Genomic DNA, 26,691 nt, shown 5'->3' on the forward strand with positions numbered 1-26,691 from the left:
CGCCGCTGGGTCATGGGGTGGTGTGCCGCACCGGTGCACCACCACTGACAGCCAGGTTCAGCGCCCGCGCCTCGGGGGCGAGGGAAGGTTCGAACCGGACGGCAGGTGCGACCCGGGTGGGGCCCGGACGTTCAGTAGACAACGGCTTTCGGTCGACCCGCAGCCAGCGGGACCCAGGTCGGCCCGAAGGACGCCGGGCCCCGATCCGCAGTTCTGTCCGAGCTTCTGTCCGCACTTCCCTCCTTCTGTCCGGCCCGGCTCCCGATACCTCCCTACCGCGTCGGTCCTCGGTCCCGTATGCGGTCGATATGGTGTGCACCTGCGTACGGACGTGAGGGGCAGTAAGTGAACGACGGCGGTCAGAGGCGATACGGCCCGCTCGGCAGAGCGTTGGTGATCATCCCGACCTACAACGAGGCCGAGAACATCAAGCCGATCGTCACCCGGGTGCGCACCGCAGTGCCGGACGCGGACATCCTGGTCGCCGACGACAACAGCCCCGACGGCACCGGCAAGATCGCCGACGAGCTCGCCGCCGCCGACAGCCAAGTGCAGGTACTGCACCGGCAGGCCAAGGAAGGGCTCGGTGCCGCATACCTGGCGGGCTTCCGCTGGGGTATCGAGCACGGCTACGGCGTCCTTGTCGAGATGGACGCCGACGGCTCCCACCAGCCCGAGGAACTGCCCCGGCTGCTCACCGCGCTCAAGGGCGCCGACCTGGTGCTCGGCTCGCGCTGGGTGCCGGGCGGCCGCGTGGTCAACTGGCCCAAGTCCCGCGAAATGATCTCCCGGGGCGGCAGCACGTACTCCCGGCTGCTGCTCGGGCTGCGGACCCGGGACGTCACCGGCGGCTACCGGGCCTTCCGGGCGGAGACCCTGCAGGGCATCGGCCTCGACGAGGTCGCCTCCCAGGGCTACTGCTTCCAGGTCGACCTGGCCCGCCGCGCCGTCGACGCGGGATACCACGTGGTCGAGGTCCCGATCACCTTCGTGGACCGCGAGGTCGGCGACTCCAAGATGAGCCGCGACATCCTCGTCGAGGCGCTGTGGCGGGTCACGGCGTGGGGCGTCACCGCCCGCACGAACCGGGTTCTGGGCCGCAGGCCCTCCTGATCGCCCTCACACCCCGCTTATCCCGCTCGGACGTGCGTCCAGGCACACTGGGGACCATGACGACCGGCACACCGCCCCCGCCCGCCCAGCGGCGCTCGCGCGCCCGTACCTTCATCCCCCTCGCCGTCGCCGCCTGGGCGGTGCTGGAGATCTGGCTGCTGACCGTGGTGGCGGACGTCGTGGGCGGGTTCACCGTGCTGCTGCTCCTGATCGGGGGCGTCGTGCTCGGGGTCGTCGTGATGAAGTCGGCCGGCCGCCGGGCCTTCCGCAACCTCACCGAGACGCTCCAGCGGATGCCGGGGCAGCCGGGGGCCGCCGACGCGTCGCCTGCCGCCCCGTCGGGCAGCAAGGGCAACGGGTTGCTGATGCTCGGCGGGCTGCTGATCATGATCCCGGGGTTCATCTCGGACGTGGCGGGACTTCTGCTGCTGGTGCCGCCGGTGCGGGCGACGCTCGGCAGGCGCGCGGAGAAGTCCCTGGAGCGCCGGATGCGCGCAGCGACACCGGGGAGCCTCTCCGACGCCTTCCAGCAGGCCCGGATCCACCGCCCGGACGGAAAGATCGTCCAGGGCGAGGTGATCCGCGAGACCGACCGGCACCCGGACGAGAACCCCCGCCCGCCACTGACTCCCTGACCGAGCCGCGCCCCACGGCCTGCGCGGAACTGCTGTCCTCGAGCCCCGGGCGGACTGGTCCGTCCGTGCCTGGTGCTCACATCCGGAAGTGCGTCGGACGTTCATGCCCGAGCCGCCGCCGGGCGAGAAATTCAAGCCGTCCGGCGCTTGAGGACATCTTCGGTTCCCGCGCGATGTCCGGCGCATCCGGGGGACCGCTCAACGTGCGGGTGCCCCTGGAACCTGCGCCGTGGAGCCCCGCAGCCCGTCCGGCGCGTGAGGGCAGGGACTCTCGGCGGGCCCCTGCGCACGACAGACAGAGCCGCGGGCCGTGGCACACACTCGGTGTGCCACGGCCCGCGGCTCTGTCTAGGTGCGGTGTTGCGCGGTCAGGCAGACTTCCTGCTGTCCCGCGGATGCACGGCAATGTTCATGGCTCCGGAGCGCAGAACCGCCAGCCTCTCGGCCAGCACCTCCTCCAGCTCCTCGCGTGTGCGCCGCTCCATGAGCATGTCCCAGTGCGTACGCGCAGGCTTGCCCTTCTTCTCCTCGGGGCCATCCCCGTCCACCAGGAGTGCCATGGCGCCGCACGCCTTGCACTCCCACTCCGGCGGAATTTCCGCCTCTACCGAGAACGGCATCTCAAATCGATGTCCGTTCTGGCATGCGTACTCCACCGCCTGGCGCGGGGCCAGATCGATGCCGCGGTCCGTCTCGTAGCTGGTAACCACGAGTCGCGTGCCGCGGAGAGCTCGCTCACTCATGAATCGTGCCTCCCGGGCTTGTCGCCCACAGGACAGGTGTCGCTGTCGTCGTCATCCGGTCAACGTCCGGTCGGCGGTAAAGATTCCCGTTGCCGGTCATGCGTCGCCCGTCGTGCCGCTGCTTTTTCAGGGTTGGGGTACCCACCAATGCCCGGTTTGTCACATCTGGCAGAAGTTGTCACCCAACAGTTTGGCTTCTTCCACTCGCAGTAACGGTCCTCCGGGCAGGCCAAAGGCGTACACTACCGGCCTTTCACTTCAACGTCTAAATCCGTTCCGGAACGGGATTCCCTGCCGCCGCAACGGCCTGCCGTACGGGCACCCTCGCGAGCAGTACCGAACCGATCACGAAGAAGATCACCAACGAGATGATTGCATCCCGATAGCTGCCGGTCAGCTGATACGCGAGACCGAACACCAGTGGCCCCAGCCAGCTCAGTCCGCGGTCGCTCATCTCGTACGCGGAGAAGTACTCGGCCTCCTTGCCGCGCGGCACCAGATGGGAGAACAGCGAGCGCGACAGCGCCTGGCTGCCGCCGAGCACCAGGCCGATCGCCGAGGCCAGTACGTAGAAGAAGGCCGGGGCGTCCGGGGGAAGGAAGTAGCCGGAGACGAGGATCAGGGTCCAGACGACGAGCGAGGCCAGGATCGTGCGCTTCGCCCCGTACGCCCGTGCCAGCCTCCCCATCCCCAGCGCCCCCGCCACCGCGAGCACCTGCACCAGCAGCACGGCGGTGATCAACGTCGTCTGGTCGAGGCCGAGCTCCTCGGAGCCGAACACCGAAGCCTGCGAGATCACCGTCTGGATGCCGTCGTTGTAGACCAGATAGGCCAGGAGGAAGGAGAGGGTGAGCGGGTGCCGGCGCATGTCGCGCAGAGTGGCGCGCAGCTGCCGCCAGCCGGAGCCGACCGCACCCTCGCCGCCGGGTGCCACCCGCCGGTCGCGCAGCCGTCGCAGCGGCACGAGGGTGAACGCGCCCCACCAGACACCCGCCGAGGCGAGGCAGGTCCGCACCGCGTCGGACTCGGAGAGGCCGAACGAGTCGTGGCCCGTGTAGAGGATCAGATTGAGGACGAGGACGAGCGCCCCCGACGTGTAGCCGAAGGCCCAGCCGCGTGAGGAGACCGCGTCGCGCTCGTCGGGCCCGGCGATCTGCGGCAGATACGCGTTGTAGAGCACCATCGACACCGAGATCGACGCGTTCGCCACGATCAGCAGGAACGCACCCAGCAGATAGCGGTGGCCGTCCAGGAAGAACATCCCGGTCGTCGCGGCCGCGCCCACATATGCGGCGGCCGCGAGCAGCGGTTTCTTGCGGCCCGTACGGTCGGCGGCGGCGCCCACGATCGGCATCACCACCACCGCGACGACGACGGACACCGAGACCGCGTAGGCAAAGAGCGAACCGGCGCGTACCGGGATGCCGAGCGGGTGCACGAAACCGTCGGCGTCCGCGGCGGCCTTGGCTATCGACGTCAGATAGGGGCCGAGGAACACCGTGAGGACGCTGGTCGAGTAGACCGAACACGCGAAGTCGTAGAAGTACCAGCCGCGTTGTTCGCGTCTGCGGCCCTCGGCGTCGGCACCCTCGGTGGCGCGTTCCGGCGTCGGCTCAGCGGTGTCTGCGGACTCGGCGCTCAACCCGCACCCCCTCGTGTCTCCCCGTGGGACGCCGCCGGGCCGGCGTCAGGCCCAGGCCCCCCGCTCGCTCAGCACCGTACGCAGCGTCTCGATGTGATCGGTCATGATGCCATCCACACCGAGATCGAGGAGCGCTGCCATCCGCTCCGGTTCGTTCACCGTCCAGACATGGACCTGGAGTCCGCGCGCATGGGCCTCCCGGACGAAGCGCCGGTCGACCACCCTGACCCCGTTCTGGGTCTCCGGGACCTGCGCGCACACCGCTCCGGCGCGCAGTGCGGCCGGTATGCCGTACGAGCGCAGGCGCAGGCCGAGGACGCCGCGGACACCGTACGAGGTGGCGAGCCGGGGGCCCGCGAGGCGGTGCGCCCTGGCCACCCGGGTCTCCGAGAACGAGCCGACGCACACCCGGTCCCAGGCATCCGTCCGGCGGATCAGATCGATCAGCGGGACCAGGGCCGGCTCGGCCTTGATGTCCACGTTCCAGCGGGCGTCGGGGAATTCCTCCAGCAACTCCTCGAACAGCGGCAGCGGTTCGCGGCCCGCCACCCGGGCCTGCCGCACCTCGCTCCACGGCAGGTCGGCGATCCGGCCCCAGGCGTCCGTCACCCGGTCCAGGGTGGTGTCGTGGAAGGCGACCAGGCGCCCGTCCGACGTCGTGTGCACATCGGTCTCGAAGTACCGGTAGCCGGCATCGGCGGCCCGGCGGAACGCGGCCGTCGTGTTCTCGATCCCGTCCGCCGCTCCACCGCGGTGGGCGAACGGGATCGTCACGGGATGGTCCAGATACGGGTGGCGTAGGGAGGTCACTGCGGAAGTATGGCCTCCTCCGGTGACGGTGCGGTGACGGCGGTGGTGCCGGACTCCGGCGCGGGAGCGACGGTCCGGTCGGCGGGATCGGCCCCGGGGACGGCGAACACGCGCAGGAAGAGCTGGGCGAGCGGGCCGATGCTGAGCGCGTAGAGGACCGTGCCCACTCCCAGGGAGCCGCCGAGCACGAAGCCGGTCGCCACCACCGCCACCTCGATCGCCGTGCGGACCGTCCGGATCGAGCGGCCGGTGCGCCGGTGCAGTCCGGTCATCAGTCCGTCGCGCGGACCGGGGCCGAACCGCGCCGCGATGTACAGCCCCGTCGCGACACCGTTGAGCACGATCCCCGCGACCATCAACGTGATCCGTCCGGTGAGGCCGTGCACCTCGGGGACGAGGGCGAGCGTGCCGTCCATGGCGAGGCCGATGGCGAAGACGTTGGAGACCGTCCCGAGGCCGGGGCGCTGCCTCATCGGGATCCACAGCAGCAGGACCGCCGCGCCGACGATGATCGCGACGACTCCGATGGAGAGCCCGGTGCGCTCGGCGAGCCCCTGGTGCAGCACCCCCCAGGGTTCGAGGCCGAGTCCGGCGCGGACGAGGAGCGCCGAGCTCACTCCGTACAGGGCCAGACCGGCGTACAGCTGGACCAGCCGCCGGGTGAGATGCGCCCCGCGCGGGACGGCGGTGTTGGACAAGATGTGCTCCCTGGTGTGGTGGCAGTGGACCGACGCATGACACTCTGGGGCGAGGTATTGGCTACCAACTATGGCCAATCCGAGGAAGGTGGACTGATTTTCATGGCGCAGTGGACTTCGGCCGTCGGTGCCGCGCAGCTCGCCCGGCAGCTCCAGGCCCAGCAGCAGAAGCCCATGGGCCCCGGCGCACGCAGGCCGCCCGCCTACCGCGCGCTCGCCGACGGCATCCGACTGCTCGTCCTCGAGGGCCGGGTGCCGGTCGCCGCCCGGCTCCCCGCCGAGCGTGAACTGGCGCTCGGCCTGTCCGTCAGCCGCACCACCGTCGCCGCCGCATACGAGGCGCTGCGGGCCGAGGGGTTCCTGGAGTCCCGCCGCGGCGCCGGGAGCTGGACCGCCGTGCCGGCGGGCAATCCACTGCCCGCCCGCGGTCTCGAACCGCTGCCCCCGGAGTCGCTCGGTTCGATGATCGACCTGGGCTGTGCCTCGCTGCCCGCGCCCGAACCCTGGCTGACCCGCGCCGTCCAGGGCGCCCTGGAAGAACTGCCGCCGTATGCGCACACCCACGGCGACTACCCGGCTGGGCTGCCCGCGCTGCGGCAGATGATCGCAGACCGCTACACCGAGCGCGGCATCGCCACCATGCCGGAACAGATCATGGTCACCACCGGTGCGATGGGCGCGATCGACGCCATCTGCCATCTTTTCGCGGGGCGCGGCGAGCGGATCGCGGTGGAGTCCCCGTCGTACGCCAACATCCTGCAGCTGATGCGGGAGGCCGGCGCCCGGTTGGTGCCGGTGGCGATGGAGGAGGGGATCGGCGGCTGGGACATGAACCGCTGGCGGCACGTGCTGCGGGACGCGGCCCCCCGGCTCGCCTACGTCGTGGCGGACTTCCACAACCCCACCGGCGCGCTCGCGGACGAGAACCAGCGCCGGGCCCTGGTGGACGCGGCCCGCTCCGCCGGGACCGTCCTGGTCGTCGACGAGACCATGAACGAGCTCTACCTGGACGACGATGTGGAGATGCCGCGCCGGGTCTGCGCCTTCGATCCGGCGGGCAGCACCGTGGTCACCGTCGGCTCGGCCAGCAAGGCCTTCTGGGCCGGCATGCGGATCGGCTGGGTGCGGGCCGCGCCCGACGTGATCCGCAGTCTGGTGTCCGCCCGGGCCTACGCCGACATGGGCACTCCCGTACTGGAGCAGCTCGCGATCAACTGGCTGATGCGTACCGGGGGCTGGGAGGAAGCGGTGGAGATCCGCCGCGGCCAGGCACGGGAGAACCGGGACGCGCTGGTCGCGGCGGTGCGCCGGGAACTGCCGGAGTGGGAGTTCGAGGTGCCGCGCGGCGGGCTGACGCTCTGGGTGCGCACGGGCGGACTGTCGGGGTCGCGGCTGGCCGTGGCGGGCGAGCGCGTGGGGGTGCGGGTGCCGTCGGGCCCGCGGTTCGGTGTCGACGGCGCCTTCGAGGGGTACGTCCGGCTGCCGTTCACGGTCGGCGGGCCGGTGGCGGACGAGGCGGCGGCGCGGCTCGCGGCGGCGGCGCAGTTGGTCGGGTCGGGGGCGAGCGCGGGGGCGGAGGCGCCGAGGACATTCGTCGCCTGACCCAGGCGGCCGGATCGCCGCCACGGCCACATCGCTGTGGGGCGGGCGGAGCGGACGGGTGGCGGACCGGGTCCGCCACCCGTCCGCTCCGCCCGCCCCTTCGTACGCCTACTCGCTGAGCATCAGCTGCTCGGCTGTCAGGACGTGCCCCGCCGCCAGGGCGGTCTCCGCGGGCAACGGGTCCGGACTTGTGGGTTCCGGCACGGTCGCCTCGACCGCCGACTGTGGCGCGGGCAGCAGATCGAGCACCGCCTGCCGGTGTGCCTCGCTCGTCGCGTCGTCGTACGGGTCCGGTGTGGCCGGCACCTGGAGCCGCAGCACCGGGCCGGTGCCGAGCCGCGTGTATCCCCGGCCGGGCGGGACGTCCGGTGGCGGGGTGGTGTGCGGCTCCAGGCCCAGCACGGACTCGACCTGGTCGCGTGCGCAGGGGCCGAGGACGACCCGGGCCCGGGTGTGGGTCCGTACGGTCTCGCTGAGCGTGTCCAGACTGTCGAACTGGTCGGTCGTCACCACGGTGACATTGGCCGCCCTGCCGTGCCGCAACGGCACCTGAAGCAGTTCCTGCGGGTCGGGCCGGCCGTCGACGGCCGCGAGATGGCCGAGGACACTGGGCCGGTCCAGCAGGATCCAGAGCGGGCGCTTGGTGTCCTCGGGCGGGGGGTGTCCCGCCTGCCGGGCCCGGTTGGCGGCGATCAGCCGCCGCTCCGTCTCATGGGCCGCCCACTCCAGGGTGGCCAGCGCACCGGCCAGTCCGCACTCGACGGCCAGCACCCCGGTGCGTCCGGTCAGGCAGGCGTACTCGCCGGTTCCGCTGCCTTCGATGATGACGATGTCGCCGTGCTGGAGCGCCTGCAGGGCGATGGAGCGCATCAGCGTCGAGGTGCCGCTGCCCGGCTGTCCGACGATCAGCAGATGCGGTTCCGTGGAGCGGGCGCCGGTCCGCCAGACGACCGGGGGTGCGTCCCGGGTCTCCTCGCCGTCGGTGATCGGCACCGTCCGCTGCACCGCGTCGTCGTCGGTGAAGCCCAGCACCGTCTCCCCGGGTGTGGTGACGAAGCGCTGGGCGGCGATCGAGGTGGGCAGGGCGTCGAGGACGCTCATCACGAGCTGGTTGGCCTCCTCGTCCCAGGCGAAGTGGTACTCGCGACCGCGGCCCGACTTGGCGTGCAGCAGCTGTTCGATCCGGATGCGGGCGGCGGCCTCGCCGTCGGTGAAGTACGCGGGGTACGCGACCTTGAGCCGGGTGACGCGTCCGTCGCCGTCGAACTCGTAACCGCTGAACGCCTTCCCCCAGTCGCCGCCGTGAGCGAACAGCGGACTCGGGTCGTCGGCCACGGAGAAGTACGGCACGAGCGCCTCGTACAGGGCCTGCAGCCGCCCGGTCTCGGTCTTGCCGGGGCCGGTCTTCACCGGCGTACGCTCGCGCCCCTTCCATGCGGCGGCGCCCATCACCGCGGCCAGGGCGAGCAGGGGCCCGTAGGGGACGAGCGCCACCACGAATACGCAGGCCGCGACGAGGAACAGCGTGGGGCCACGCCGCTCCTTGGGTGTCGCGGCCCACTTCCGCCGTCCTGCGCCGACCAGCAGCCGCAGCCCACGCGTGACCGTGAACAGCGGGTGGAGGACGTCGGTGGCGTTGTCGGCGGCCGTGCGCGCGAGCTCGCGACCGCGAGTGATCGAAGCGCTGCCGCTGCTCAGAATGCGGGGGAGTGGTCGCCGGGCCACGTCGGTCTCCTGAGGTGGGGTGGGAGCGGTCGCGGAGGGTCAGAACTTGATCCCGCCCAGCAGGCCGGCCAGGCTCGCGCCGCCCGCGGTGATGCTCGGTGCGATGGCGGTGCCTGCCAGATAGAAGCCGAACAGGGCGGTGACGAGGGCGTGCGAGCCCTTCAGACCGTCCTTCCTGAAGAACAGGAAGACGATGATGCCGAGGATGACGACGCCAGACATGGAAAGGTTCATGAGTGGTTCTCCTGTTTGGGGGGACAGTCACCATGAGTCCTTCCAGGCTCACAAAAAGTATCTATAGGATAAAAGGTGCAATCGAGTGAAAGGCTGTTGTTTTCACCGGAACGGCGGACAGGAGGGCCCGGTTCGGGCGGAACATCCGGCACGGCGCACCGCTCTGACCTCACTCGGCGTGATCCAGCCACGGCCGGTCCGGAGGATGTGTGCCGTGGAGCAGTACCCTGTCGATTCACTCGTACGGCCCCCGTGCCGTACGGCCCACCCGGTCAGCAGCAACGAGTTCGTGGAAGGCGGTCCGTCCGATGAGCGAAGTCCCAGATCCCGAGGTCGTGGAGCTGGCGACCAAGGTCTTCGACCTGGCGCGCCGCGGGGAGACCGAGACGCTCGCCGCGTATGTGGACGCCGGTGTGCCCGCGAACCTGACCAACGACCGGGGTGATTCGCTGCTGATGCTCGCCGCCTATCACGGGCACGCCGAGGCGGTCACCGCCCTCGTCGGCCGCGGCGCCGATCCGGACCGGGCCAACGACCGCGGGCAGACGCCGCTCGCCGGAGCCGTCTTCAAGGGGGAGGACGCGGTGATCGAGGCACTGCTCGCCGCGGGTGCCGACCCGGCGGCCGGAACACCGTCCGCGCTGGACACCGCGCGCATGTTCGGTAAGGCCGACCTGCTGGAACTCTTCGGCTCCCGCTGAGCGGGTACGCGGTAAATGTGGTCGCGGTGACGAAATGGCTGGGTCATCATGACGTCGCGGGCCCGATTCGGGCCACCGACGAGAGGTAGAGGAAGATGGTCTACACCAAGCAGAAGACGGCGGTCGGCCGATCATGTTGCTGCGCGGCGTAGTGCCCACCCGGCACTTGGAACTGCACAGTCCCGGTTGCGTCGACAGCTTGATGTGAGGCTTTTCCCATGTTCGATCCGTTCATAGCGCCGAGCGGCACCCTGCTCGGCCTGTTGCAGAGGGGCCGCGGCGACGGCACGCTCCACGCGCTCGCCGCACCACGTGCCGAGGCCCTCGCGGCCCTCAACCACTGCGTCCTGAGCGATCCGCGTCACGACTGGCAGGTCGAGAACCGCTCCCTCTACTACGCACGTCTGTATCTCGACCTCGACGGCGGCATCGAGGAGATCGAGCAGCACCTGAGCGATCCGGACGACCACATCGACACCGACGATTCACGGACCGGTCTGGCCCTCGCGGTCCTCGGCCACCTCGCCTCGTACGGTCGCTCCGACGCCCTGAACCTGCTGCGGCGGTACGCGGCGACCGGCGCCAACTGGGCGTGGGCCCTCGACGAGCTGGCCCTGCGCGACGACGACGCGGGACTCCGCACGCTCGCGGTGCCCGTCCTGGCCCGGTTCCCGGACACCGAGGAAGGCGCCGCCGAGCTCGCGGCCGCCGTACGGGACGCCTTCGAGCCCCGGCCCTGGCGGCTGTGGGCGGACGATCCGCGCGAAGCGGTCGGAGCAAGGATCAGGGCCGCATCGGAACAGGGCTCGTTCGACCGCTGGCAGCGACAGATGCGCCCCGGCGGCCCACGCCCCGGCTGGAGCGTCCAGGCCGTCTTCGACTGGGCACAGCAGGGACTGGACCGCGGCACCCTTCTTCACGTCCCGGCTGCCCGCTGCCTCACCGCCGTCGCCGGCCCCGACGACCGGCCGGTGATCGTCGAGGCTGCCCGCAGCGGCCCGGAAGGCGCCCGCTGCGCGGCTCTGCACTACCTGTCCGAAGCCAGGGACCCGGCCGTGCTCGACCTGATCGAAGCCGCGGCGGTCAGCCCCTCGCGCACGGTCGCCGACGCGGCAGTCGCCGCCTTCGAGCGGATGTGCGGCGACGCGGCGGTGGACCGGGCCCGTATCTGGGCCCGACGGCCCGACGCGCTCGGCGCCTCCGCCGCCGGTGTGCTCGCCTGCCGGGGCGGCGACCAGGACGCATCACTCGTCCTCGCCGCTCTGCGTGACGCCGTACGCGGCGAAGGGCCGGACGCACAACGCCTGTGGACCCTCGTCGACGGCACGGGCCGGCTGGGCATCGCCTGCGCCGCACCCGTCCTGCGACACGTCTACCGGGAGACGTCCTCCTCACATCTGCGCGGCCGGGCGGCGCGCGCACTCGCGGCCACCGACCCCTCGTTCGCCACCGGCTTCGCCGTCGAATGCCTGTGGGACTGCGAGGAGACCACTCGGGAGGTCGCCGCACTGCACGCGGAGACCGGCGACATCAGGGTTGCCGAACGGTTGCGCCGACTGGCCGCCGACCCGGCCGAGGAGGCCGAGGTACAGACCGCGGTACGCAGCAGGATCGGGCCCGACGCCCCGGCTGTCTGACCCGCGGCACGCACAGGAGGGCGCAGCGCTTCGGGGGAGCGCGGCGCACCCTGCCACCGGACGTCGAACGCTCACTGGACGTTCCCCGGGTGGAAAGATCCAAGTCGGCCCCGTCACGTCCGGTGCGACGACAACACGGGTATGCGTGTCGTCATCGTCACCGAATCCTTCCCGCCCGATGTCAACGGCGTGGCCCACTGCACCATGCAGACCGCCCGGCACCTTGCCGCGCGGGGCCATGAACCGCTCGTCATAGCCCCGGCCACGGCCGGTGCGACGGCCACATCCCGTTCCTCCGGCACTCCGTGGAGGCCACCCGCCGCCAGTGACCCTGCGCGGCCGCCGGCTGCTTCGGTCCCGTACCCGGGTGCCTCCGGCACCCCGTGGGAGCCGCCCACCGGCAGTGACCCCGCACGCCCCCCGGCCTCCTCGACCCCGTACCCGGGTGCCTCCGGCACCCCCGACGTCTTCGAATCGGCCGCGCCCTGCCCCGTGGTGCGCGTCCCTTCCCTGCCCCTGCCCGGCTACTCCCAGGTCCGCGTGGCACTTCCGAGCCGTCGGCTGATGGCCGCCCTCATTGCCCACCGGGCCGAACTCGTCCATCTCGCCGGACCGTTCGTGCTCGGCGCACGCGGCATGGCGGCAGCCGCCCGGCTCGGGCTGCCTGCCGTGGCCGTCTACCAGACCGACCTGGCCGGCTACGCCCGTACGTACCTCGGTGCCGGCGAGAACACCGCCTGGCGCCGGATGCGCGCGGTGCACAGCGCCGCCGACCGCACCCTCGCTCCCTCCACCGCCGCCGTCCGCGACCTCACCGAGCACGGCGTGGAGCGGGTGCGGCTGTGGCCGCGCGGCGTCGACACCGTACGGTTCCGGCCGGGACTGCGCGACGAGGCGTTGCGCCACCGCCTCGCGCCCGGCGGCGAGAAGATCATCGGATACGTCGGCCGGCTCGCCGCGGAGAAGCACGTCGAACTCCTTGCCGGTGCCTGCGGGCTGCCCGGGGTGCGGGTCGTGGTCGTCGGGGACGGCCCCAGCGGCGCATCGCTGCGAGCGGCCCTGCCCGGCGCCGTCTTCCTCGGCCGCAGGATCGGGGAGGATCTCGCCCGCCTGTTCGCCTCGCTGGACATGTTCGTGCACACCGGCCCGTACGAGACGTTCTGCCAGACGGTGCAGGAGGCCATGGCCTCCGGTGTGCCCGTCATCGCCCCGGCGGCGGGCGGGCCGCTCGACCTCGTCGACCACGGGAGGACCGGCCTGCTGGTCCCGCCGCACGACGCCGACGCGGTACGGGCAGCCGTCGGCGCACTCGTCGCCGACCCCGCGCGCGCGGCGGCCTACGGGCGGGCCGGGCGGACCATGGTCGAGGGCCGGACGTGGGAAGCCGTCGGCGATCAACTGCTGGACCACTACGACGAGGTGCTGCGCGGCCGGACGGCGGTGGCCGCATGACCGGGCGCGAGCGGGGAAAGACCATTGTCCGCCTGGCGAACTTCGTCACCCCGTCCTCCGGCGGACTGCGCACCGCCCTGGACGAACTCGGCCGCGGCTACCTCGCGGCCGGGCACGAGGCGGTACTCGTCGTGCCCGGCGACAGCGCGAGCGATGTACGCACCGCACAGGGCAGGGTGATCACCCTCCCGGGACCGGCGCTGCCGGGCAGCGGCGGCTATCGCGTACTGGCCGGCCGACGCACCCTCCGGCACCTCCTCGAAACGCTGCGGCCCGACCGCCTGGAGGTGTCCGACCGCACCACCCTGCGCTGGACGGGCGAATGGGCCCGCCGCGCCCGGGTGCCCGCCGTGATGGTCTCCCACGAGACCGCGGACGGGGTGCTGCGCACCTGGGGCGTCCCGGCCGGCGCGGCAGCGCGGACCGCCGACCGCCTCAACACCCTCAGCGCACACGCCTACACCCGGATCGTGTGCACCACGGAGTGGGCGGAGCGCGAGTTCGTCCGGATCGGCGCACGCAATGTGGTCCGCGCCCCGCTCGGCGTGGACCTGCAGCGCTGCCGCCCGGGCCGGCGCAGCCTGGTCCTGCGTGCCCGGCACGTCCGCGGCCGGTCCGTGCTTCTTCTGATGTGCTCCCGCCTCTCGGTGGAGAAGCGGCCCGGTCGGGCCCTGGACGCGCTCGCCGTCCTCGACGGCCTGGGTGTGCGTGCGACGCTGGTGGTCGCGGGCGACGGGCCGCTGCGCGCGGGGCTGGAGAGCCGGGCGCGGGCGGAGCGGCTGGCGGTCGAGTTCCTGGGGCATGTGCGGGACCGCGAACGGGTGGCGGATCTGCAGGCCGCGGCCGACCTCTGCCTGGCCCCCGGCCCGGCCGAGACGTTCGGCCTGTCGGCCCTGGAAGCACTGGCCTGCGGCACCCCGGTGGTGGCGAGCGCGAGCTCCGCGCTGCCGGAGGTGATCGGCGAAGCGGGAGTGGCCGCGGCGGACACGGGTGAAGCATTCGCCGCTGCCGTACGGGAGTTGCTGGCGCGCCCCGAAGCGGGGCGGCGCGCGGCGGCGAGGCAGCGCGCCGAACTCTTCGGCTGGGACCGCTCGGTGGCGGCATTCCTGGCCGCCCACGACGTGCAGGACCGGGGCGGGATACCGGGGGTGCGGGCATGACGGGGTCGGGGGTGCGGTCGGCCGGGGCGACGGCCGTGCCGTTGCCAGGGGCGCCGGCGTCCGCGTCGAGCTCTGCGTCGGCTCCGGTGTCGGTGACGGGGGCCCTGCCGGTCTCACCCGGGCCCGCGCCGGTTTCCGTGCCGGCTCGCGTATCCGTGACAGAGGCCCCGCCTGTACCGCCGGCGTCGCCCGCGCCCGCCTCGTCCTCCGTAGCGGCTTCCCTCCCCGTAACGGCCGCTCCGCCTGTTCCGCCCGAATCACCTGCGCAGACCGCGACCCCCGGTCGCCCGATCCGGTTCGCCGCGCTCGGGGACTCGTTCACCGAGGGTGTCGGTGATCCCGTCCCCGGTGGCCGGCGCGGCTGGGCCGCGTTGCTGGCGGACGGGATCGGGAACAGCCGGCGGGGCGTCGAGTTCCGTAACTTCGCCGTCAGCGGTTCGCTCTCCAGCGACGTCCGTGACCGGCAGGCCCCGGCCGCCGCCGCTTTCCGGCCCGACCTGGCCTCCGTCGTCGTCGGCGTCAACGACACCCTGCGCCGGTCCTTCGACATCCGGCTCCTCGCCCAGCGGCTGGACGAGGTCTGCGCGCTCCTGACCGACGGCGGGGCCGTACTCCTCACGGCCTGTCTACCCGATCCCGGCGCCGTCCTCGGGCTGCCCGCGCCCCTCGGCCGGCCGCTGGCCCGGCGGCAGAGCGCGGTGAATGCCGTGGTGCATGCGTTGTCCGCCCGCTACGACGCCGTCCATCTGCATGCCTCGGACGGGGAGTGGGTCTCCGACCGTTCGCTGTGGAGCGTCGACCGGCTCCATCCGGCCGAGCGCGGTCATCGCACGGTAGCGGCGCACTTCCATGGGCTCCTCGCCGCCCGTGGTCTGGCCCTCGGCACCCCGCCGGGGCGCGAGCCGGAGCAGCCGCCGCCGAGCCGCACCGACTCGTTGCTCTGGCTGGCCACGGCGGGCACCGGATGGCTGGTCCGCCGGAGCACCGATCTGCTGCCCCAACTGCTGTGCCTGGCAGGAGCGGAGATACGGCACTGGGCGCGCGGCACGAGCGCGCAGCTGGACCGGCGGGCCGACCAGGCACTGCAGGGCGCGCTCGCCACGGTCCCGTCCAGAACTCCGCCCGCCGTGCCGTCCGCCCCGCTGCCGGTGCCGCACGTCAGTATGGAGGGGTGACTGGACGCTGGGAGTTCTGGATCGACCGTGGCGGCACGTTCACCGACGTGGTGGGCCGCGATCCCGAAGGGCGGCTGGTCACCCGCAAGCTCCTCTCGCACGATCCGGACCGCTACCGGGACGCCGCAGTGGCCGGGATCCGTCTGCTGCTGGGCCTCGGCCCCACCGACCCGGTCCCCGCCGACCGGGTCGGCAGCGTGAAGATGGGCACGACCGTCGCCACCAACGCCCTGCTGGAGCGGCGCGGCGAGCCGACCGTCCTGGTGATCACCGAAGGGTTCCGCGACGCCCTGCGCATCGCGTACCAGAACCGGCCGCGCCTCTTCGACCGCCGCATCCTCCTGCCGGAGGCCGTGTACGAGCGGGTGATCGAGGTGCCGGAGCGGGTCGACGCGCACGGCCGGACCCTCACACCCCTCGACCCGGTAGCGACGGCCGAGCGGTTGAGAGCCGCGTGGGCCGACGGATTCCGCAGCGCGGCGGTCGTCCTGATGCACGGCTACCGGCACCCCGCCCACGAGACGGCGGTCGCCACCGCGGCCCGCGAGGCCGGCTTCACCCAGGTCAGCTGCTCCCACGAGGTGAGTCCGCTGATCAAGCTCGTACCGCGCGGTGACACCACCGTCGTCGACGCCTATCTCTCGCCGATCCTGCGGCGGTACGTCGACGAGGTCGCCGGTGAACTGGACGCCGCCCGGCTGATGTTCATGCAGTCCAACGGCGGACTGCGGGAGGCCGCGCACTTCCGCGGCAAGGACGCCGTGCTCTCCGGTCCGGCAGGTGGAGTCGTCGGCATGGCCCGTACGTCCGAACAGGCCGGATTCGACCGGGTCATCGGCTTCGACATGGGCGGTACGTCCACCGATGTGTCGCACTACGCGGGCGAGTTCGAGCGCGAGCTCGGCACCCAGGTCGCCGGGGTACGGATGCGCGCCCCCATGATGAACATCCACACCGTCGCGGCCGGCGGCGGCTCCGTCCTGCACTTCGACGGCCGGCGCTACCGGGTGGGACCCGACTCCGCGGGCGCCGTCCCCGGCCCGGCCTGCTACCGCCGCGGCGGACCCCTCACGGTCACCGACGCCAATGTCATGCTCGGCCGGGTCCAGCCCGCCCACTTCCCCGCCGTCTTCGGACCGGACGGGGACCTTCCACTCGACGCCGATGTGGTGCGCGAGCGCTTCGGTGAACTCGCGGACGAGGTGGCCCGGGCCACCGGAACGCGACGATCCGCCGCCGAGGTCGCCGCCGGTTTCCTGGAGATCGCCGTGCTCAACATGGCGAACGCGGTCAAGAAGATCTCCGTGGAGCGTGGCCACGACATCACCCGCTACGCCCTCACCTCATTCGGCGGCGCCGGCGGCCAGCACGCCTGCGCCGTCGCCGACGCGCTCGGCATCGACACGGTCCTCGTACCGCCGCTGGCCGGGGTGCTGTCGGCGTACGGCATCGGTCTCGCGGACGCGACCGCCATACGCGAACAGTCGGTCGAGGCGGAACTGGACGACGAGGGGACCAGGACCCGGCTGGGGGAGCTGCACGACGACCTGGCCGCCCGCACCCGAGCCGAACTGCGCGCCGACGGCCTCCCGGACAGTGCGATCAGCACGCACGCCCGGGTGTTCCTGCGCTACGCGGGTACGGACGCGAGCCTGCCGGTCGACCTGGCCACCGTGCCCGCGATGACGGAGGCGTTCACGGCCGAGCACCGCGCCCGCTACGGCTTCACCATGGACCGGCCGCTGCTCGCCGAGGCGGTATCGGTCGAGGCGACCGGCGCGGCCGGCCGGCACGTACCGCACCCGGTGGACCGGAGGGTCCGTCAGGGCGCGCCGCAACCGCACGCCACGGTACGGATGTTCGCCGACGGCCGATGGCAGGACACCCCGCTCCACCGGCGCGAGGCCCTGCACCCGTCGGACACCGTCACCGGTCCCGCCGTGATCGCCGAGGCCGACGCCACCACCGTCGTCGATCCCGGCTGGCAGGCCGCCATCGGCGACACCGGCCATCTGCTGCTCACCCGGGTCCGCCCGCGCCCCGGCCGGACCGCGATCGGTACGCGCGTGGACCCCGTCATGCTGGAGGTGTTCAACAATCTCTTCATGTCGATCGCCGAGCAGATGGGCGTACGCCTGGAGAACACCGCCCACTCCGTCAACATCAAGGAGCGGCTCGACTTCTCCTGCGCCCTGTTCGACGCGGACGGCAACCTGATCGCCAACGCCCCGCACATTCCGGTGCACCTCGGCTCGATGGGGGAGTCCATCAAGGAGGTGCTCCGACGCAACGGCACCACGATGCGCCCGGGCGACGTGTACGCCATCAACGACCCGTACCACGGGGGTACGCATCTGCCCGATGTAACCGTCGTGACCCCGGTGTTCGACGGACGCGAGACATCCGGCGACGGTCGCGCCGGGCTGCGGTTCCTGGTGGCATCGCGCGGCCACCACGCCGAGATCGGCGGCATCACCCCCGGATCCATGCCCGCCTTCAGCCGCACCATCGACGAGGAAGGGGTGCTGTTCGACAACTGGCTGCTGGTGAGGGACGGCAACTTCCGTGAGGCCGAGACCCGCGAGCTGCTCACCGGCGCCGCGTACCCGTCCCGCGATCCCGACACCAACCTCGCCGACCTGCGCGCGCAGATCGCCGCCAACGAGAAGGGCATCGCCGAACTGCGGCGCATGGTGGACCAGTTCGGCGCCGAGGCCGTCGACGCGTACATGGGCCATGTGCAGGACAATGCCGAGGAGTCCGTACGCCGGATCATCGCGGAGCTGCACGACGGTGCGTACCGCTACGAGACCGACAACGGCGCCGTGATCGAGGTCGCACTGACCGTGGACCGTAGCGCCCGCAGCGCCGTCGTCGACTTCACCGGTACCTCACCGCAGCAGCCCGGGAACTTCAACGCCCCGAAGTCCGTCGTCATGGCCGCAGTCCTGTACGTCTTCCGGACCCTGGTCGCCGACGACATCCCGCTCAACAGCGGTTGCCTCAAACCCCTGGAGGTCAGGGTCCCGGAGGGCTCGATGCTGGCACCCGTCCACCCGGCGGCCACCGTCGCGGGCAACGTGGAGACCTCCCAGGCCGTCACGGGTGCGCTGTACGCGGCGCTCTCCGTCCAGGCGGAGGGCTCGGGCACCATGAACAACCTGACCTTCGGCAACGACCGTGTCCAGTACTACGAGACGGTGGCCAGCGGCTCGGGCGCGGGCGACGGCTTCGACGGCACCGACGCCGTGCAGACCCACATGACCAACTCCCGCCTCACCGACCCCGAAGTCCTCGAATGGCGCTACCCGGTGCTTCTGGAGAGCTTCCGGGTACGCGACGGCAGTGGGGGAGCGGGCCGGTGGCACGGCGGCTGCGGGGTGGAGCGCAGACTCCGGTTCCTCGAACCCGTGACGGTGGCGCTGCTCTCCGGGCATCGCCGCGTCCCGCCGTACGGCATGGCGGGCGGCGAACCGGGCGCGCTGGGCAGCCAGCACATCGAACATGCCGACGGCGCGAGGACCGTCACCCCGCTGAAGGGCTGCGATACGGCTGATCTGGCGCGCGGGGACGTGCTGGTCCTGCGCACTCCGGGCGGCGGAGGGTACGGAGCCGGGGAGCGCGGGAACCCGTCGGTGCCGGAACCGGATCGACCGCCGCAGCGTGACTGACCGACCGTGTTGTGCGGTCCCGGCCGACGGTGGGGCAACCGGTAGCTTCTGCGCCGTTTCGACCGTTGTCGGTGTGAGGACCTAATCTGTGCAGCGTGACTTCGCCTGCCTACACGGACAACGCTGCGCCCCAGCTCAGCGCGGGGCCGCGGCCCGCCCCGGGCCCGGCCGCCGACGAGGGGCTCTCGCGGCGGCTGCGCGCGCTCGCCTGCACGGCGCCGCTGCACGACCTCGACGTGCGCAAGGCGAATCTGGCCGGTGAGTACACGGTGTACGCGATGGCGGAGGTCGCGCTCGCCGCGATCGACCAGGTCACGCTGCACATGGACTTCGACACGGGCGCCGACCACGAGCAGATAGTGGCCAAACTGCTCCCGCGCGTCGCCGCCCAGGCCCCGCGCCGTCCCGTCGCGGAGCACGAGCGTGTCGCCCGCTGGGTGCTGGAGAACCTGATCAATGTCGGAAGCGTGGACCGCGGCTTCCGCGCGGTGTACGGCACTTTCGGCCCCGACGGGGTGTATGTCCGCAGGGATTACGACTTCAAGCTGATCGAAGAGGTCCCCGGCTACGGCGGCAGTGTCTATCTGAGGGCCACCGACGAAGCGGTCAACGTCCTGGTCGGCGCCCTCGACACGGACGTCACCAGCGCCCAGATCGCCGCCGAGGTGAAACTGGAGGTCCTGATCAGCCGGGGCCGCCTCGCCGATGCGCAGCTCGCCGCCGAACAGGCCCGCTACCGCACCGTGCAGTACGCGGAGACGCTCCGCAGGACGCTGGAGGCGACCCGGCGCAACGTCAGGGCCGTCGACTGGCTCAACGCCGTGCCCGACATGATCGCCGAGGCACTGGACCACGTGGCCGACCGCTACCGCCACGAGAATGCGATCCTCACCAACATCCGCAAGGCCAGGGACGAGGCGGAGGACCCCGAGCACAAGCGCCGCGCCGCCGAACTCGTCGACATAGTCAAGGACTGCATCCGCCGCCACACCCAGCTGCAGTCCCGCCTGCTGGAGGCAGGACCGCTGTTCCGTGCCGAGCAGGACCGGCAGGCGTTCGCCACCCCCACGACCAGGACCGGCCTCGACCTGTACGGCCAGCTGGTCGCCCCGCTGCTGCCGCTCCCCGTCGAACAGGCCATCCGCGTCACCGACGAGTTCTTCGCCCACGGCACGGGGCTGCGCACGCCCACCTCCGTACGGGTGGCTGACCTGGTCGACTTGCTGCTCACCCCTCCCCTGGAGCGTGAGCATCTGGGCGCCGAGATGCCCGAGCCGGATCTGATCGCCACCCCGGACGACAGCAGGTTCAGCGAGGAGCAGCTGGCGAGCGCCATGAACCTCCTCGATCTGGAGCACGACGCACCTCGCCGGCTCTCCGGCCTCCTCGCCGAGGCCCGGCGGAGCGATCCGGACCTGCCCTATCTGGTCGCCCTGCTTGCGGTCCACGCCGCGTCCCCGCCGGTCGGTACGGCCTACCGCCAGGGCGAGCGGCGGCTGCTGTTCGCCGTGGACGACGGGACCGAGCTCGACGACCCGGAGTTCGGCGGCGCGGATCTGATCGTGGGCATGGCCCTGCTGGACGCGGCCGGCATGGCCGCGGACCGCTCGGAGGCGTCATGAGCGGGTCGTGGCGCCGGGTCCGCCCCGGCCCCCACCCCGGTCGCCGCAGATCCGGTCCGGGTCGCCGCCGCTCCTGCTCCGGTCACCGGCTGTCTGGACCTGTTCACCGCCGAGCCGGGGTCGGCGCCGCCCTGCGCGCGGTCCGGCCCGCACCGTTCCCGACGGACGCCGGCAGAGCCCGCGCCGTCCACCCCGTACCACCGATCTTCCGCACCGAGGAGCGACCGTCGTGAGCGACCACCGCGCAGAGCACACCGACGCGTGGAGCGAGCCGACCGCCGGGTACGCCACCGTCGGGTACGCGCCCGACGGCGAAGCCGCCCACGAGTCCACGGCGCCCGCCGCCGTCACCCCGGCCGACGCGGCCGACGCAGCCCGGCTCGTCGCCTTCGGGCTGCAGCCCAAGCTGCTGCCCGCCCGCGACGCCGAATACGCCGAGCTGCTCCGCCGTTACCGGGAAGAGACCCCCTTCGCCCGGCTCGCCGACGCCGTGGCCACCGGGCTCGGTCTCGTCGTCCTGGAGGTGTCCACCCGGGCGGGCATGGCCGTGACGGCGGGCGAGGACTCGGTCTTCGCCGTCCGCATGGGCGACTACGCCCGACGCGCCTCGTCCGACTCCGCCGACCGCTTCCTGCACGGACTGGCCCACCTCGCCGTCGCCGCCATGGCCTTCCCGCGCCCCGAGGACCTCGCCGACGACGCGTACATCGGCCGGATCACGGTCAACGGCATCGACGCGTTCGTACGCCAGGCCTGCCACCGCCTGGAGGAGCGGGCCGAGGAACACGGCGACAACACCGACCCGGCGACCGACGCCCCCGGACTCGAAGCGGCCTGGCGGATCTACGCCCGGCGCAGCGCCACCGGTGCGACGAAGGACGCCCGGCGGCTGGCCGGCTCCACCACCGGCATCGTCGGCAAGGCCGTCGCCTTCCTCACCGACTCCGGCTTCCTCCAGCGCACCGGCGACGACGCCGGGGGTGCCTTCCGCACCACGGCCCGCTACCAGCTGCAGGTCCGCGACATGGCGGGTACCGCCGCCATGGCCGAACTGCTGGAGCTCGGCGTCGTACCCGTCACCGACGGATCGGCGACGCTGCTGCCGCCGCCCGACGGCGACGACCTGGAGCTGGCGGCCGACGCCGGTCTGCCCTTCCACGCCTGAGCACCCCCCACCGCCGCCCCACTCCTGCTTTCCGAACGACGAGAGTCCGCCGCCATGTACGAGCTGTCCCGGGTCCGCCTCTACTCCATCGGGCCTGCCGGTGCGCGCTACGCCGACACCGTGCTTGACCTGCGCGGAGTGGGCGAGCCCGTGCCCCACCCCGCGCCGGCCCAGGCGGAGTTCTTCGAGGAGGAGCCGGTCGGCCCGCCGCGCCGCCCCGCGCCCGCCGGTGTGCTGTTCCTGGAGAACGGCGGTGGCAAGTCGGTCCTGCTGAAGCTGATCTTCTCGGTGATGCTGCCCGGCCACCGCAACACCCTGGGCGGTGCCAGCTCCGGCGTACTGCGCAAGTTCCTGCTCGCCGACGACTGCGGCCATGTCGCCCTGGAGTGGCAGCACACCCTCACCGGTGAGTGCGTGGTCGTCGGCAAGGTCAGCGAGTGGCGCGGACGCCAGGTCTCCAACGACCCCCGCAAGTTCGCCGAGGCCTGGTACTCCTTCCGCCCCGGGCCCGGGCTCAGCCTCGACTCGCTGCCGGTCGCCGAGGCCACCGCCGTCGGCCGTCCCGTCGAAGGCGCCTCCGGCGCCCATGGCCGGCGCCGCACCATGAAGGGCTTCCGGGACGCCCTCACGGACGCGGGCAAGTTCTACCAGCACCTCGATGTGCACTGGGAAGAGATCCACGACCGGTGGAACGAGCACCTCGGCGACCTCGGCCTCGACCCCGAACTCTTCCGCTACCAGCGCGAGATGAACGCCGACGAGGGCGAGGCCGCAGGCCTCTTCGCGGTCAAGAAGGACTCCGACTTCACCGACCTGCTGCTCCGCGCCGTCACCGACACCCGCGACACGGACGGCCTCGCCGACCTGGTCAGCGGCTTCGGCAACAAGCTGGGCCGCCGGGCCGAACTCACCGCGGAGCGTGACTTCACCGCAGGCTCGGTCGATCTGCTCGGCCGGATCGTCGAGGCCGCCGACACCCGCTCCCGCACCCGCGACATCCACGCGGGCGCCGAGCGCCGCACCCGCACCCTGGCCCGCAGGCTCTCCGCCCGGGCCGCCGAGGAGCGAGGCCGCGCCGCAGACCTCGCCCAGCAGGTGACGGGCGCCGCCCACACCGTCGGCGCCGCCGAGGAGGCCCGTAGCCGCAGCGGCCTCATCGCCGCCGAACTGGCCTACCGTCATGCGTCCCTGGCGCTGGCCGCAGCCGAGAAGGGCGCCGCCGCCCAGCGCCGAGAACTGGTCGAGGCCCGCACCCTGCACTCCGCCTGGCAGGCAGCCGAAGCCGTCCTCCGTCACCGTGCCGCCGCCGACCGGTCCGCGCGCGTCGCCGTCGCCATCCGCGAGGCCGAGCGCGACGCCGCACCCGCGCTCGCCGCCCGCGCCACGGCCGCCGCCGACCTCGTACGCGCCCTGCACACCGCCGCCGAGGCCGGCGAGCAGGTCGCCAACGAAGAGGAGGAGCGCTCCGATACCCTCCAGGCCGCAGGCGAGACCGCCCACCGGGACGCCACCACTGCCGCCACCGAGGCCCAGCGTGCCCGCAGCGAGGCCGGACATCTGCGCCAGCGCCTCGCCGAGGTCGAGCAGGAGACCGCCGAGGCCGTACGGGCGGGCTGGCTCGACAACACCGCGCCGGACGCCGACCCGGCGCGCGCCGCCCTCGCCGCGAGCGACGCCGAGCAGTCCACCGTCGCCGCCTGGAACAAGGCCAGGGAAGCCGCCGGCGCCGCGGCCGACCGGGCCAGGGAAGCGGCGGCCACCGAGAGCCGCGCCGAGCTCGCCGCGGCGCGTGCCGCCGACGCTGCGCGGGCAGCGGAGCAGTCGTACGAGGCCGAGCTGAGGGCCGCCGAGTCGATCGCAGCCGACCACCGCCTCGCCGACCTGCTGAGCCTGCCCCCGGCACCCGGCACCGGAGTACCGCGACCCCGCCGGGGCACCGCCGGAAACGAACCGGGCGCAGCTGCGGACGCCACCGACTCCCATGCGTCCGGAGCCCAGTCCGCATCACACGGCCGACCCGGTGACGGTACGGGCACCGCGGCCGCCGGATCCGACCGGCAGACAGCCGTCGCCGATCACGCACTCATCACCCACCAAACCGTCAGCAGCGAGCAGCCGCTCACCGCCGAGGAGCTCGACCGCAACGCCGACGAGCTGCGGGACCTCCTCGACCAGGGCATCGCCGCCGCAGAACGGCGCCTCTTCGAACTGCGCACCGCGGCCGCCGACGACTCCCGCATCCTCGGCGCGCTCGGCGACGGCGGACTGCTGCCGCCCGGACCCGACGTCCTTGCCACGGTCGAATATCTCGGCGAGCACGGCATCCCGGCACTGCCCGGCTGGCGCTATCTCGCCCAGGCCGTCGACCCCGCCGACCACGCGGCGGTGCTCGCCGCCCGTCCCGAGCTGGTCGACGGCGTGGTCATCACCGACGCGGATTCGCACGCCCGCGCCCGTGAAGTCCTGGGCAGCGCCGCCCTGCTGCCGCGCTCCGCCGTGGCCGTCGGCACCGCCGCCGCGCTGCTCGCCCCCGTACCGGCCTCCGGTTCCGGCTCCGACGCGGACGGTGTCTTCCTCGTACCGCCGAACCCGGCCATGCACGACGAGCACGCCGCCGACGAGGAACGGCAGGCACTCAGGAGCCGGGCCGCCGCCCGGGACGAGGACATCCGCACGCTCGCGGCCCGCCTCACCGGGGACCGGTCGCTCGCCGCCCGCATCGGCTCCTGGCGTGCCGACTGCCCGCCCGGCATGCTTGCCGAGCTCGCCGAAGCGGCCCGCACCGCCCACACGGCCGCCGAGACGGCCCAGGCCGCGCTCGCCGAGGCCCGCACGGCACGCGCCGAGGCCGACGAAGCCGCCGCCGACACCGCCCGCGTCCGCGACGAGCGACAGGAGGCCGCCCAGCGCGCCCGCCGCGTCGCCGACGTACTCGCAGGCCTGGCCCACCGGCTGCGCGAACGCGCCGGATGGCAGGCCGAACTGCGCGAACTGGTCGAGGAGGCAGCCGAGTCCGAAGCCCGCGCCACCGTCTGCCTGGAGCGGGCCCGCGCGGCCGACGAGGACCGCAGGGCCGCCCAGCGCGCCGCCGACGACGCCCGCCGCACCGCCCGCGCCCTGCGGGCCGAGCGCGCCGAGATCGCCGGCGCCCCCGAGAACATCCCGGAGCCCGAGGGCGACGCACCGCGCCCTGCCCTCCCCGCCCTGCGCGAGGCCTACCGGGCCGCGTCCCAGCTGTACGAGAAGGTCGGCGTCGGCGCCGACCTGCGCGCCGAACAGGCCCGCGCCGAGAGCGACGAGAGCGCCGCCCTCGCCGAGCTGGACCGGCTCACCAACAAGGTCCGCACCCGCGCCGCCCAGCTCCTCGAAGGCACCGACGGCGCCGACGGCCCGTCCCGCCAGGCGGCCGCCGCCCGAGCCGAGTCCCTGGTCCAGCTCCTGGAGACCCGCGCCTCCACGGCGAGCGAGCAGCTCGGCCGACTGCGCGGCGAGGCCGAGCGCCTGGCCCCGGCCGACGGCGAGGACCACCACACCCAGCTTCCCGACGAGCTGGTCCCCGCCGACGCCGAGCAGGCCCAGACCCTGCTGCGTACCGCCACATCCGAACTCGGCACCGCAACCGGTGCCCTGGACACCGCCCGCGCCGCCCACGCCGAGCTGCTGCACGCCCACCGCACCGCCGACGCCTCGGCCGGTGGCTTCGACGAGACCGCGGCCCTCCTGCGCGACCTGCTCAGGGACCACGGCGCGGACGACGACTCCGAGTCCCCCGAGCCGTACCCGGGCAGCCTCGACGAGGCCCGGCAGTCCGCCGCCGAGGCCCGTCGCTCACTGCGCGGCTGCGCCGCCGACCTCTCCGCCGCCGAGAGCGCGGTGCGCGAGGCGAGCGATGTGCTCGTACGGCACGCCAACTCCACCCGCTACGAACAGGTCCGTACCCCGGCGCGCCAGCAGATCCGCGAACTCCCGGCCGCCGCCCTGCCCGAGCACGCCGAGAAGTGGGCCGCCGCCTTCGCACCCCGCCTCCGTGTCCTCACCGATGAGCTGGCCCAGCTGGAGCGCAACCGCGACTCCATCGTCGACCGGCTCCGCGGACTCGTGGAGTCCGCGCTCACCACCCTCCGCTCCGCCCAGCGGCTCTCCCAGCTGCCGGAGGGGCTGGGGGAGTGGTCCGGCCAGGAGTTCCTCCGGATCCGCTTCGAGGAGCCCGACCAGGCGACGCTCACCGAGCGGCTCGGCGAGGTCATCGACGATGCCACTCGCGCCGCGCTCAAGAAGAACTCCGATCTGCGCCGCGACGGCATGTCCCTTCTGCTGCGCGGCGTACAGGCGGCGCTGGAGCCCAAGGGCATCGCCGTGGAGATCCTCAAGCCGGACGCGGTGCTCCGCGCCGAACGCGTCCCGGTCGGTCAGATGGGCGACGTCTTCTCCGGCGGCCAGCTGCTCACCGCCGCCATCGCGCTCTACTGCACGATGGCCGCACTGCGCAGCAACGACCGGGGCCGCGACCGCCACCAGCACCGCCACGCGGGCACACTCTTCCTGGACAATCCCATCGGCCGGGCCAACGCCACGTATCTGCTGGAGCTCCAGCGAGCGGTGTCGGACGCCCTCGGCGTACAACTGCTCTACACCACGGGGCTGTTCGACACGACGGCGCTCGCCGAATTCCCCCTGGTCATCCGGTTGCGCAACGACGCGGACCTGCGGGCGGGCCTGAAGTACATCAGCGTGGAGGAGCATCTGCGCCCCGGTCTGCCGCAGCAGGATCCCAACGGCGAGACGGTGCACGGCGAGATCACCGCCACCCGCATGTTCAAGCGCACACCGACGGCTCCTGATGCGTCAGCCGCGCCTGAGACCCCCCAGACCCCCTGGGCTCCCGACACCCCGACCGACGACTGAC

The 26,691-nt window shown here is 72.7% G+C and carries 18 protein-coding genes; 12 read left to right on the plus strand and 6 right to left on the minus strand.

Annotation, left to right across the window (positions count from 1 at the left end; genetic code table 11):
• Positions 1-345 precede the first annotated feature (345 nt).
• Positions 346-1,113, plus strand: a complete 768-nt coding sequence (locus OHA88_RS36575; protein WP_328628648.1) for a polyprenol monophosphomannose synthase — start codon at positions 346-348, stop codon at positions 1,111-1,113.
• 56 nt (positions 1,114-1,169) lie between these two features.
• Positions 1,170-1,748: an FxsA family membrane protein gene (gene fxsA, locus OHA88_RS36580; RefSeq protein WP_328628649.1), complete on the plus strand. Its 579-nt coding sequence runs from the start codon at positions 1,170-1,172 to the stop codon at positions 1,746-1,748.
• A gap of 368 nt (positions 1,749-2,116) precedes the next feature.
• Here fxsA and OHA88_RS36585 read toward each other — a convergent pair whose 3' ends face one another.
• The 4 genes from OHA88_RS36585 to yczE all read right to left on the minus strand — a co-directional run bounded on the left by OHA88_RS36585 (position 2,117) and on the right by yczE (position 5,641).
• On the minus strand, positions 2,117-2,491 hold the full coding sequence (locus OHA88_RS36585; RefSeq protein ID WP_007262928.1) for an RNA polymerase-binding protein RbpA: 375 nt from the start codon (positions 2,489-2,491) through the stop codon (positions 2,117-2,119).
• Positions 2,492-2,756: 265 nt separating this feature from the next.
• Positions 2,757-4,133 carry an MFS transporter gene (locus tag OHA88_RS36590; RefSeq protein WP_328628650.1) on the minus strand — a complete coding sequence of 459 codons (1,377 nt, stop codon included), beginning with the start codon at positions 4,131-4,133 and terminating at the stop codon, positions 2,757-2,759.
• A gap of 45 nt (positions 4,134-4,178) precedes the next feature.
• On the minus strand, positions 4,179-4,943 hold the full coding sequence (locus tag OHA88_RS36595) for a glycerophosphodiester phosphodiesterase family protein (RefSeq protein ID WP_328628651.1): 765 nt from the start codon (positions 4,941-4,943) through the stop codon (positions 4,179-4,181).
• Complete coding sequence (yczE, locus tag OHA88_RS36600; protein ID WP_328628652.1) at positions 4,940-5,641, minus strand: membrane protein YczE; 702 nt, start codon at positions 5,639-5,641, stop codon at positions 4,940-4,942. Before yczE ends, OHA88_RS36595 begins: the two co-directional genes overlap by 4 nt.
• Before the next feature lie 102 nt (positions 5,642-5,743).
• Here yczE and OHA88_RS36605 point away from each other — a divergent pair, with 102 nt between their 5' ends.
• On the plus strand, positions 5,744-7,243 hold the full coding sequence (locus OHA88_RS36605) for an SCO1417 family MocR-like transcription factor (RefSeq protein ID WP_267006261.1): 1,500 nt from the start codon (positions 5,744-5,746) through the stop codon (positions 7,241-7,243).
• A gap of 108 nt (positions 7,244-7,351) precedes the next feature.
• Here the strand turns inward: OHA88_RS36605 and OHA88_RS36610 are convergent, their stop codons facing one another.
• Together OHA88_RS36610 and OHA88_RS36615 are read right to left on the minus strand one after the other, a co-directional pair.
• Complete coding sequence (locus OHA88_RS36610) at positions 7,352-8,968, minus strand: ATP-binding protein (protein ID WP_328628653.1); 1,617 nt, start codon at positions 8,966-8,968, stop codon at positions 7,352-7,354.
• A gap of 39 nt (positions 8,969-9,007) precedes the next feature.
• A complete protein-coding gene (locus OHA88_RS36615; protein ID WP_328628654.1) occupies positions 9,008-9,202 on the minus strand; it encodes a hypothetical protein in 195 nt (64 codons plus the stop codon).
• Positions 9,203-9,510: 308 nt separating this feature from the next.
• Here OHA88_RS36615 and OHA88_RS36620 point away from each other — a divergent pair, with 308 nt between their 5' ends.
• The 9 genes from OHA88_RS36620 to OHA88_RS36660 all read left to right on the plus strand — a co-directional run bounded on the left by OHA88_RS36620 (position 9,511) and on the right by OHA88_RS36660 (position 26,690).
• Positions 9,511-9,903, plus strand: a complete 393-nt coding sequence (locus OHA88_RS36620) for an ankyrin repeat domain-containing protein (protein ID WP_267006263.1) — start codon at positions 9,511-9,513, stop codon at positions 9,901-9,903.
• A gap of 218 nt (positions 9,904-10,121) precedes the next feature.
• Entirely contained in the window at positions 10,122-11,540 is a 1,419-nt protein-coding gene (locus tag OHA88_RS36625) for a HEAT repeat domain-containing protein (protein ID WP_328628655.1), read from the plus strand.
• Positions 11,541-11,681: 141 nt separating this feature from the next.
• Entirely contained in the window at positions 11,682-12,992 is a 1,311-nt protein-coding gene (locus OHA88_RS36630) for a glycosyltransferase family 4 protein (RefSeq protein WP_328628656.1), read from the plus strand.
• Positions 12,989-14,152: a glycosyltransferase gene (locus OHA88_RS36635; RefSeq protein WP_328628657.1), complete on the plus strand. Its 1,164-nt coding sequence runs from the start codon at positions 12,989-12,991 to the stop codon at positions 14,150-14,152. The genes OHA88_RS36630 and OHA88_RS36635 overlap by 4 nt, the downstream gene beginning before the upstream one ends.
• A 155-nt stretch (positions 14,153-14,307) precedes the next feature.
• Entirely contained in the window at positions 14,308-15,327 is a 1,020-nt protein-coding gene (locus OHA88_RS36640; RefSeq protein WP_443044319.1) for an SGNH/GDSL hydrolase family protein, read from the plus strand.
• Positions 15,324-18,998 (plus strand): hydantoinase B/oxoprolinase family protein, encoded by a 3,675-nt coding sequence (locus OHA88_RS36645; RefSeq protein WP_328628658.1) that lies wholly within the window; start codon positions 15,324-15,326, stop codon positions 18,996-18,998. Before OHA88_RS36640 ends, OHA88_RS36645 begins: the two co-directional genes overlap by 4 nt.
• Positions 18,999-19,093: 95 nt before the next feature.
• Entirely contained in the window at positions 19,094-20,620 is a 1,527-nt protein-coding gene (locus OHA88_RS36650; RefSeq protein ID WP_328628659.1) for a hypothetical protein, read from the plus strand.
• Between the two features lie 229 nt (positions 20,621-20,849).
• Entirely contained in the window at positions 20,850-21,785 is a 936-nt protein-coding gene (locus OHA88_RS36655; RefSeq protein WP_267006269.1) for a hypothetical protein, read from the plus strand.
• 54 nt (positions 21,786-21,839) lie between these two features.
• Positions 21,840-26,690 (plus strand): hypothetical protein, encoded by a 4,851-nt coding sequence (locus OHA88_RS36660; RefSeq protein ID WP_328628660.1) that lies wholly within the window; start codon positions 21,840-21,842, stop codon positions 26,688-26,690.
• Position 26,691 lies beyond the last annotated feature (1 nt).

Source organism: Streptomyces sp. NBC_00353, from assembly GCF_036108815.1.
Taxonomy (GTDB): Bacteria; Actinomycetota; Actinomycetes; order Streptomycetales; family Streptomycetaceae; genus Streptomyces.